This is a genomic window from Frankia sp. CgKIO3 (assembly GCF_977946435.1).
The window spans coordinates 19,021-28,511 of sequence record NZ_CDWTMO010000030.1; the positions used below are offsets into that span (position 1 = coordinate 19,021).

General features: G+C 70.2%; 9 protein-coding genes and 1 pseudogene. 4 read left to right on the forward strand and 6 right to left on the reverse strand.

What is annotated here, in order from left to right; all coding sequences use genetic code 11:
• The first annotated feature begins 49 nt into the window (after positions 1–49).
• Complete coding sequence (locus AC08OJ_RS05815; protein ID WP_476592738.1) at positions 50–700, forward strand: aminodeoxychorismate/anthranilate synthase component II; 651 nt, start codon at positions 50–52, stop codon at positions 698–700.
• Between the two features lie 192 nt (positions 701–892).
• On the opposite strand, the pseudogene AC08OJ_RS05820 reads toward AC08OJ_RS05815, so the two are convergent.
• Positions 893–1,873: pseudogene (locus AC08OJ_RS05820) on the reverse strand (DUF881 domain-containing protein); the annotation flags it as partial.
• 14 nt (positions 1,874–1,887) lie between these two features.
• On the opposite strand from AC08OJ_RS05820, the gene AC08OJ_RS05825 reads away from it, so the two are divergent.
• Both AC08OJ_RS05825 and AC08OJ_RS05830 read left to right on the forward strand, forming a co-directional pair.
• On the forward strand, positions 1,888–2,151 hold the full coding sequence (locus tag AC08OJ_RS05825; RefSeq protein WP_476592736.1) for a cell division protein CrgA: 264 nt from the start codon (positions 1,888–1,890) through the stop codon (positions 2,149–2,151).
• Positions 2,152–2,286: 135 nt separating this feature from the next.
• Complete coding sequence (locus AC08OJ_RS05830) at positions 2,287–2,697, forward strand: RidA family protein (protein WP_476592735.1); 411 nt, start codon at positions 2,287–2,289, stop codon at positions 2,695–2,697.
• A 36-nt stretch (positions 2,698–2,733) separates the two neighbouring features.
• Here AC08OJ_RS05830 and AC08OJ_RS05835 read toward each other — a convergent pair whose 3' ends face one another.
• The 4 genes from AC08OJ_RS05835 to AC08OJ_RS05850 form a co-directional block, all read right to left on the reverse strand.
• Complete coding sequence (locus AC08OJ_RS05835) at positions 2,734–3,093, reverse strand: hypothetical protein (RefSeq protein WP_476592734.1); 360 nt, start codon at positions 3,091–3,093, stop codon at positions 2,734–2,736.
• A gap of 78 nt (positions 3,094–3,171) precedes the next feature.
• Positions 3,172–5,079: a glycoside hydrolase family 15 protein gene (locus AC08OJ_RS05840; RefSeq protein WP_476592733.1), complete on the reverse strand. Its 1,908-nt coding sequence runs from the start codon at positions 5,077–5,079 to the stop codon at positions 3,172–3,174.
• 187 nt (positions 5,080–5,266) lie between these two features.
• Positions 5,267–6,313, reverse strand: a complete 1,047-nt coding sequence (locus tag AC08OJ_RS05845) for a rhomboid family intramembrane serine protease (protein WP_476595231.1) — start codon at positions 6,311–6,313, stop codon at positions 5,267–5,269.
• A gap of 153 nt (positions 6,314–6,466) precedes the next feature.
• A complete protein-coding gene (locus tag AC08OJ_RS05850; protein ID WP_462189065.1) occupies positions 6,467–6,994 on the reverse strand; it encodes a peptidylprolyl isomerase in 528 nt (175 codons plus the stop codon).
• 308 nt (positions 6,995–7,302) lie between these two features.
• On the opposite strand from AC08OJ_RS05850, the gene AC08OJ_RS05855 reads away from it, so the two are divergent.
• Positions 7,303–8,112 (forward strand): hypothetical protein, encoded by an 810-nt coding sequence (locus tag AC08OJ_RS05855; protein WP_476592731.1) that lies wholly within the window; start codon positions 7,303–7,305, stop codon positions 8,110–8,112.
• A 110-nt stretch (positions 8,113–8,222) separates the two neighbouring features.
• Here the strand turns inward: AC08OJ_RS05855 and AC08OJ_RS05860 are convergent.
• Positions 8,223–9,491: GMC oxidoreductase (locus AC08OJ_RS05860; RefSeq protein WP_476595232.1), on the reverse strand; the 1,269-nt coding region annotated here is incomplete at its 5' end.

The window sequence follows — 9,491 nt, forward strand, 5'->3', positions numbered from 1 at the left end:
TGCGGCCGCCCACGGCAGGGTGCCTGATGCTGCGGGAGGTCACGATCTGATGCGCATCCTGGTGATCGACAACTACGACTCGTTCGTCTTCAACCTTGTCCAGTACCTGGGCCAGCTCGAGACCGAATGCATCGTGCGCCGCAACGACGAGATGACGCCGGCCGACCTCGCCACGCTCGGCGTCGACGGGGTCCTGCTCTCCCCGGGACCGGGTATGCCCGAGGCGGCCGGCGTGAGCATTCCCATGGTGCGAGCCTGCGCGTCGGGCGGTGTGCCGCTGCTCGGGGTGTGCCTGGGCCATCAGGCGATCGCGGTCGCGTTCGGCGCTACCGTCGACCGCGCCCCGGAGTTGCTGCACGGCAAGACCTCGGTCGTCCACCATGACCGGACCGGCGTTCTCACGGACCTGCCGTCGCCGTTCATCGCGACTCGTTACCACTCGCTGGCCGTCGAGGAGGACACCCTCCCCGAGGAAATCGAGGTGACCGGCCGGACCGAAAGTGGCGTGGTGATGTCGCTGCGCCATCGGCGGCTCCCGCTCGAGGGCGTGCAGTTCCACCCGGAGTCCGTCCTCACCCAGGGCGGCCACCTGATCCTCGCCCGTTGGCTGGACCAGTGCGGCGACGGCGGCGCGGCGCGCAGGCTCGCACCGGGGCTGTCCGCCGAGGTCGAGACCCTGCGGACGGCGGCGTTCTCCTAGCCGCGCCTGGCGGTGCCGGACAGGTCGATCATCGGCCCGTCGTAGCCGGATAACCGGCTGTCGGCGGCCTCCTCGACGCGGTATCCCAGCCGGTAGGCGTCGGCGTACTGCCGGTAGATCGTGACCTGTGGATTGGCCCGCAGGCTGGAGCGCAGCGACCTCCCCGATCGCCGTGATCCGGAACGGCGGGGAGAAGACCTCGCCGTGCAGCAGAAGAGTGTTCCCGACGCAGCGGACCGCCGTCAGTGCCGTCACCCGGCGATCCATGATGCTCATCGCCTCGGCGCCGCCGGCCCACAGCGCGTTCACGACCGCTTGGACATCCTGCTGATGCACGATGAGATCGTCGGGCCTCGGGGCGGGCACGCCGGGGGCGTACGGGCCACCCCGGCCCTCCCGCGGGGCGTCGTCCAGCTCGACGGTCAGCGCCGGCCCGCGCACCGGGGCCAACCCCGCGGGACCGGCCAGCCGCTCGACCAGGGACCGGGCGGCGGCATCGGTCCCGCGCGCGGAGCCTGGGGCCCCTGACGGGACGGCCTGCGCCGTGGTCGCGCGCCGCCGCGACTCGGCGTCCAGCCCGGCACGGCGGTCGGCCACCCGGCCCGCCTCCTCGTCGATAACCTGCGCGACTCCCGCCCGCTCCTGGGCCGCCCAAGCGGCGGTGTCCCGCGGGCCAGCCCGATCGAACGGGCCGCCGTCCAGCACCACGACGCCGGACAGCACGCCGGCCCAAAACAGCGACACCGCCCAGATCACCCGCCGCGACCGGCTCCCCGGCCAGGGCCAGGGCCGTAGCCCGCCGTGCACCGTTGTCCCCAACCTCCCTCGGTGCACCGCTGGACGGTTCACCCACGCCTGCCGGTGGATCGCCGGGGACGGCACGCGACCATGCCACAGCCAGTCCGGCCGGGCGATCCGTCCGCCGCGTCGGAGGTATCGCCTCCAGCGCAGGCTACGCGGCCGATGGCGCTCTCGATGCCACATCGGTCTGATCGCCCCGGCACCGGCCGCAACGCCGGCATCGCCCGGGCACCGACCGGAGGTGAATCCCGCCGGCCGGTACGCAACGGCGTTTCCACGGATGCCCTGTCTACGCTGGTACCCAGCGTGAGACCGCCGATGGCCGGACGAGGACGGCGACGGCGGTCGCCGTCCTCGTCCACGTACGGCCATCGAGGAGTTCCGCAGTGCCCGAGTCACGACGCCGCAAGCCCAAGAAGCCGACCCCGACCACCACCGCGGGCGCGTCGGCACGCAAGCGGAAGCCGCCGTCTCCGCCCTGGTTCGGCGGTCTGATCCTCGCGTTCTTCCTGCTCGGGATCGCCTACCTGCTCGTCTACTACTTCTCCAACGGCGGCGTCCTGGGGATGGAGGGGCTGGGCGGCTGGAACATCCTTATCGGGTTTGGTTTTGTCGTCGTCGGGCTGGCCGTGTCGACCCAGTGGCGATAGCCGACCCGAACGCCAGACGCCCAATGGCCACGCCCGGCACAACCACCGGAGCTTCCAGTCGTGTCATTCATCCACAACCGTTGTCCACAAGTGTGGATACTTCCGTCTTGATCACCGATTACCCAGAGCATCCTTTTGCATCCTGAACGTCAGAAGATTTCCGGCTCCTCACCCTACGAAGCCACGATCGGGTTCTCCCGGGCGCTCCGGGTAGGCGAACGCGTGTTCGTCAGCAGGACCGGGCCGGTGTGGCCGGACGACACGGTTCCACCGGACGCTGAGCTGCAGACCCGGCGGTGCTTCGAGATCATCCGCACCGCACTGCGCGAGGCGGGCACCGATCTCGGTGACGTCACCCGTACCCGGATGTTCATCACCGATCCCGCCCACGCTCCGGCCGTCGGCGCCGTCCACGGCAAGCTGTTCGCCGCGATCCGCCCAGCCGCCACAATGGTCGTCGTTGCGGGACTGCTCGACGAGCGTTGGGTCGTCGAAGTGGAAGCCGAGGCGATCCTCGGGTCCGGGGCCAGGGCCGAGGCCGACTGACGGCCGGCCCTGACGCCGGGTCCGGGTCCCGGGCCGTCAACGCGCGATGACCGCCCTGCGCAGACGCGCCACGGTGCGTTCGGCGTCGCCGGTTGCGACGATCAGGCGCCGGAACTCGCCGCCCGGGCGGACTTCCACCACGACCGCGGGCCGGCCGCGGTAGACAGCGACAAACTCCTTGCCGCCCCGCGACCGCCAGGTCCCGAGGGCCATGACGCGCGGCAGTCCGGTCCCGGGCGCCCGACATCCGTGCACTTCCGCGAACGCGTCCGCCGCCAGGCGTACGTCGAGTACCTCGTCGAGCCGCACGGAGACGTCCCCACGCACCGCGCCGATCCGTTCAAACCCGCGCAGGACAACCTCGACCCGCTTGTCCACAACCTCCAGGCTGGCCACAGCTCCCACGTTAGTGCCACGACCCGCTCGGGTTCGCCTGATCGCCGTGGCTACCCGTCCCGGGACCGGCCTGCACGATCAGGTCGAGGGAGACGGCCGGGCGTAGGCCTCGGCATCCTCGGCCCTGATCACGTACATCACCGCGTTGATCAGGGCCAGATGAGTGAACGCCTGGGGGAAGTTTCCGAGATGGCGGCCACTGACCGGATCAATCTCCTCGGCATAGAGATCCAGCGGGCTGGCGAGGCTCAGCAGCCGTTCACACAGCTGCCGGGCACGGGTCAGCTCGCCGATCTCCACCAAGGCGGAGACCAGCCAGAACGAGCAGATCAGGAAGGCGCCCTCGGTGCCGGAGACCCCGTCGTCGGTCTCCTCCGTGCGGTAGCGCAGGACCAGCCCGTCGACGGTCAGCTCGTCGGCGATCGCGAGCACGGTGGCCTTCACGCGTTCGTCGGCCGCCGGCAGGAACCCGAGCAGCGGAATCAGGAGCAGTGAGGCGTCAAGCGCCTTCGATCCGTAGTACTGGGTGAACACACCGCGATGATCCACACCCTTCTCACACACCTCGGCGTGGATCTCCTCCGCCACGGCCCGCCAGCGCGCCGCCGTCTTGGCGTCCCCCCGCATCTGCGCCAGCCGCCGACCCCGGTCCAGGGCGACCCAGCACATCATCTTGGACACGGTGAAGTGCTGCGGCGCCCCGCGCACCTCCCACATCCCGCGGTCCGGCTCCCGCCAGTGCGTGGCCGCCGCCTCGACGAGGCGCACGAGCACCGGCCAGAGCCGTTCGGAGAGGTAGTCACGGGACTTGGTGTGCAGGTACACGGAGTCGAGGACGACGCCCCAGACATCGTGTTGACGTTGCAGTGCCGCTGCGTTGCCGATCCGTACCGGGTAGGCTCCCTCGTAGCCGGACAGGTGACCGAGGATCTCCTCATCGATCTTCGGCTCGCCGCTCACCCGGTACATCACCTGGATGTCGTCGTCATCGTTTTCGGCGACGTCGGCGATGAATGAGAAGAAATCGTTGGCCTCGTAGTCCAGCCCGAGGGTGTACAGGCCCCACAGCGCGAAGGTGGAATCGCGGATCCAGCTGTACCGGTAGTCCCAGTTCCGTTCGCCGCGCGGGGTCTCCGGCAACGAGGTGGTCGAGGCGGCGAGCAGAGCACCGGTCGGCGCGTAGGTCAGTCCTTTCAGCGCGAGGGCGCTGCGCTGCAGATGGCGCCGCCAGGGATGGTCGGGAAACATTCCCCGCGACAGCCACTGGCGCCAGAACTCCGTTGTCCGGTCGACGGCGACGCACGCCTGCAGGTAGGTGTCCGGAAGCAGGGGCTCCTCCGGGCGCCAGGTGAGCGCGACGAACGCGGTGTCCCCCTCCCGCAGCGTGGTGCGAGCCAGTGCCCGCCGGCCGTCGAAACCGAGCCGCAGGTCGGTACGCAGCCGCAGCGTGACGTTGGTGCCCGCATGGCTGATCACGCCGGAGGAGTAGTCCTCCCCCTCGTACTGCCAGGACTCGGGCTGGCGGCCGTAGTCGAAGTTCGGCTCGCACACCAGGCTGAGATCCACCGAGCCGTGCTCACAGCGAGCCAGCCGGAGCAGCACGTGGTCGGCGTCCCAGTCGCTCGGCGTCCGACGGTGCGTGTTCGAACGCTTGTGGGTGCGATGCCAGCGCCCGACCACCAGGCAATCGGTGACGATGAGCCAGCCGTTCGGCGTCTGCCAGGTGGTCTCGAGAATGTTTGTCCCGGGGAGGTAGCGCCGGCCGGCCGGGATCTGCGTACGCTCGGGACCGAAACGGAAGCCCCCGGCCGACCGGTCCAGCACCGACCCGAAGACACTCGGGGCGTCGGGCCGGGGCACGCACATCCACTCGACGTTGCCGCTGGGGGCAACGAGACAGGACGTCTCACAGTCGGACAGGAATCCGTACTCGGCGATCGGCGGGAAGGGACTGCCCCCGCTGCGCCGCACCGGTGAATATGCCATCTACTCCCCCTGCCCGCGCCGTGCCACGGCATCCATCACGCTATCGCCACCACACGTAGATCGCTACTATGAGTATTGACAAGAAAGCGAATGGTAGCTGCTGCTCGGCGGCGTGCAAGCGTCGCGGCCGTCCTCGCCCCCGCGACCGGGGCTGCCGCACTACAGCCGTCGGACTACAGCTGTCGGGCTACACCAGTGTCGACGACTTGATGATCGCGGCGACGAACAGCAACGCGAGCACGGCGGCGACCCCGCCCGCTTGGAGCAGCACCCGGCGGGGCGAGACGTAGGCGTAGATCAGACCGATGACGGCACCGACGGCCAGCCCACCGAGATGTCCCCATTTGTCGATGTTGCTGAACGAGAAGGTGATGGCGAGGTTGATCCCGAGCACGATGAGGATCTGCCGGGAGTCAACCCGCAGGCGGCGGGCGATGATGTAGTAGGCGGCGAAGAACGCGAAGATCGCGGTGGATGCGCCGACCGACACGGTGAACCCGTCACCGAGCACGTAACTCAGGGTGTTCCCACCGAGCGCCCCTGCCACGAACAGCGCGAGGTACCGGGCCCGCCCGAGGATCGCCTCGAGCTGAAACCCGAGCAGGTACAGCGCGTACATATTGAACAGGATGTGGAGCACGCCGGCGTGCAGGAAGGCCGCGGTCAGCAGCCGGTAGTACTGGTCGTCCGCCGCGATCCGGATGCCGATCATGGCGAAGTCACCGGTGAAGCGGTTGAAGGTGCCGCGGCCGGTCAACCCGGGCGCGCCCTGCAGGATGTAGGCGACGACGCACAGGCCGATGAAGATCTGGGTGACCAGCCCCTGCCGGGCGACCTGGGCCGGGCCACCGAGTGTGGTCCGCGTTCGGCGCTGCGGCGTGGAGCGGTCGCCCTCCTCCGGGCAGTGGAAGCCAACCGCCGCCGGGCGCATGCAATCGGGGCAGATGGGCCGGCCGCAGCGCTGGCAGGAGACGTAGGTCTCCCGGTCCGGATGGCGGTAGCAGTACGGGATCACCGCGGCGCCGGGTGGCTGCGGCCGGCCGGCGGGCGGTCCGCTCGCGGGAGGGCCGCCGGGACCGGAAGGTGGAGTCCACCCCGACCAGCCGGGCGCCGGGCCGACCGTGGGTCGCCACCCCGGCTCGGCCACCGGGTGGCCCGAGCCAGCCGGGCGCTGCTCCGGGCCGCCCGGCTGGTCATCCGTGGGCGGTTCGACGGGCGGGTTCGCTGTCACCACGCCGCCCCGGCGGCCGGCATCGCCGCCCGAGGAGTACGGCTGACGTGAACATGTCCGGCCGCCCGTACGCATGCGGTGGCCGGCGACCACGCACGCCGCGCGGCTGGAGCTCTCATGCGCCGTACTCCCGGGTTCGAGGCGGGGACCGGCCGGTCAGGCGGACCGGCGGTCGATCACGATCTCCTGGATGACGATGTCAGACTTCGGCCGGTCCTGCGCCCCGGTCGGCGCCTTGGCAATCGCATCCACCACGTCGGTTCCCCGCGTGACCTCACCGAAGATGGTGTGCTTGCGGTTGAGCCAGTCGGTGGGCGCGACCGTGACGAAGAACTGCGAGCCGTTGGTCCCCGGTCCGGCGTTCGCCATCGCGAGCAGGTACGGCCGGTTGAAGGTCAGGTCCGGATGGAACTCGTCGGCGAACCGGTAGCCCGGACCGCCTCGACCGGAGCCCAGCGGGTCACCGCCCTGGATCATGAAGTTCGGAATGACCCGATGAAAGACCGTTCCGCTGTACAGCGGCGTGCCGGTCTTCTTGGCACCGGTCGCCGGGTCCGTCCACTCCTGCGTGCCGGTCGCGAGGCCGACGAAGTTCCGCACCGTCTTGGGAGCGTGGTCGGGGAACAAGCGGATCTCGATGTCCCCCTGAGTCGTCCGCAGCGTCGCGTACAGCTCCTCGGCCATGAGCCTCTCTTCTCTTCAGATCGATCTCTGCGGGTGCCTGGTCAGCCGGCGTCCGGATGGGTCTCGATCGTATGCGCCGGGCGCCGCGGGGGAATTCCATCACCGAGGTTGGCACCGGGTACACGTTCCCAAGGGCACAGCCCAGGCAAGTCACCCAAGTATGAGTGACACGCTACGGAAGGTTGACGCGTTGGAGAAGCCCACCGACGGGGTACGGCACACTTCACAGATCTTGACCAGACCGAACCCAGGCGCACCACCAGTTCCATGGCCGGACGCCTCGACCATCGGCTCAACGAGAGGGCATCATGAGTACGACATTGAAGGACAGACTGTCACATGTTACTGACACGGCGCCGGTTAGCGGGCTGTCCGACACCGCGAAGAGCGCCGCCGACCGCGCCGGCACGGTCGCTCACAAGGCGGCGAGCAAGGCCGGGGGTACGGCCGGATCGGCCACCAGGGATGTGGGCGCCAGCGTGGCGCACCGGATCTCCGACGCCTCCAGCACGGCCACCAAGACCGGTGTGTCGGCCCAGAAGGCAGCCGGGAAGGCCGCGGGCCGGGCCGTCGGCAAAGCCACCGCCGTGTCCGGTCGGACCGCCAAGCGGATCGAGAAGGCCCGGGCGCATGCCGAGCTCTCCGCCGAACGCGCCCGGGCCGCCGCCGAGCTGCGGGCGGAGAAGCATCGCTCCCGGCGCGCGGTGCAGCGCGAGACCAAGGCGCACCTGCAGGCCGACAAAGCCCAGGAGATCCTGGAGAAGCGGCTGGCGAAGGCCGAGTCCAAGCTCGCGAAGGTGCACCACCGTCGGCGGCGGGGGTTCCTCACGCTCGCCATCGTCGGCGCGGGTGCGGCGGGTATCGCCGCGGTGCGGCGGTACCTGGCCCAGGCTGAGGAAAGCCCAGCCGCCACCGCCGAGCCCATGCCGCTTGACACCACCACCACCGCCCCATCCCCCACCAAGACCACTGCACCCCTCGCCGACACCACCGCATCCCCCGCCGGCACGGACACCCGGGGCGCCTTCGACGAAGGCCTGTCCGCCTCGGCGACCCCTGACTTCGAGGAGTTGCCCGGCGTCGACACGTCGCGCGGTGCGCCCAGCCGGCGGCGCTGAGACCACATGCCGGCGCTGAGACCACGTGCCGGCGATCGCCGTGCCGGGCAAAGCGCGGATGCCGGGCACGCCCGCATCCCAGCAGCTCGTGGCCAGCATCCGGCAACCGGTTACCTCGTCCCCGCGACCGGGCCGGCCGTGACGTCCACGCGGTAGGTCCCAGGAGCGCCGGCTGGAACGGCGGGATGTGCCGGTAGTCTCGGCGCGACCGGCCGGTAGGCCGCCCCGAGGGGTGGGCGCGGGTCGGGTTCCCCCTTGTTCGGCCAGAAGGACATCGCCCGTTCGGCCTGCGCGGTGATGGTCAACGACGGGTTCGCGCCGAGGTTCGCCGAGACCGCGGCGCCGTCGACGACGTGCAGCCCCTCGTATCCGAAGACCCGGTGATAGGGATCGATCACTCCGGTGGTGGGATCCGTGCCGATGGGGGCCCCGCCGAGGATGTGCGCGGTCAGCGGGATGTTGGCGATCTCGCCGATCGACCCGCCGGGGTAACCGCCCATCCTGGCCGCGATCCGGCGGGCGGCGTCGTTGCCCTCCGGGATCCAGGAGGGGTTCGGCTCACCGTGTCCTTGCCGGCTCGTCAGCCAGCCGAGACCGAACGGTCCACGGCGCAGGGAAACGATCAACGAGTTGTCCCACGACTGCATGACCAGCGCGATGATGGTCCGCTCGGACCATCGCCAGGGCAGTGACGACGCCAGCGCCTGATGCGGGTGGAGCACGACCTGACGCAGGTATTTCAGCCAGCGCGGCACCCGCCCGCCGCCGTCGGTCATCGACGCACTGATCAGTGCCATCAGGTTGCTCCCCCGGCCGTAGCGCACGGGTTCGATGTGGGTGTGCTCGTCGGGGTGGAAGGACGAGGTGATCGCGACTCCCCGGGCGATCCGCCGATCGGGGCGCAGCCTGGATGCGCCCAGGATCGCCTCGGAGTTCGTCCGGGTGAGATGACCGAGCCGGTCGGACAACGCCGGCAGGTCACCGCTCTGTTTCATCGCCAGCAGCAGCCGCTGGGTCCCCAGGGTGCCGGCGGCGAACACGACCTGCTCCGCGGTGAGGGTACGTCGCCGACACCGTACGAGACCCCCCGTCCGGACCAGGTCGAGCTCGTACCCGCCGGTCGAGCGTGGCCGGACGGCCGTGACCGTGGCGTCCGGGACTACCCGCACACCGGCCCGCTCGGCCAGGTACAGGTAGTTACAGTCGAGGGTGTTCTTGGCCCCTCGACGGCAGCCGCTCATGCACTCCCCGCACTCCACGCATCCCGTCCGCGCCGGGCCGGCGCCGCCGAAGTACGGGTCGGGGACCCGCACGCCGGGTTCCCGGCGGCCGTCGCGGCCGAAGAAGACACCGACCGGCACCGCCGCGAAGGTGGACCC

Excerpts from the sequence above, each read along its gene's own strand:
- AC08OJ_RS05815 (WP_476592738.1), top strand. The coding sequence starts at position 50 with ATGCGCATCCTGGTGATCGACAACTACGACTCGTTCGTCTTCAACCTT.
- AC08OJ_RS05840 (WP_476592733.1), bottom strand. The coding sequence starts at position 5,079 with ATGGCATATTCACCGGTGCGGCGCAGCGGGGGCAGTCCCTTCCCGCCG.
- AC08OJ_RS05850 (WP_462189065.1), bottom strand. The coding sequence starts at position 6,994 with ATGGCCGAGGAGCTGTACGCGACGCTGCGGACGACTCAGGGGGACATC.
- AC08OJ_RS05855 (WP_476592731.1), top strand. The coding sequence starts at position 7,303 with ATGAGTACGACATTGAAGGACAGACTGTCACATGTTACTGACACGGCG.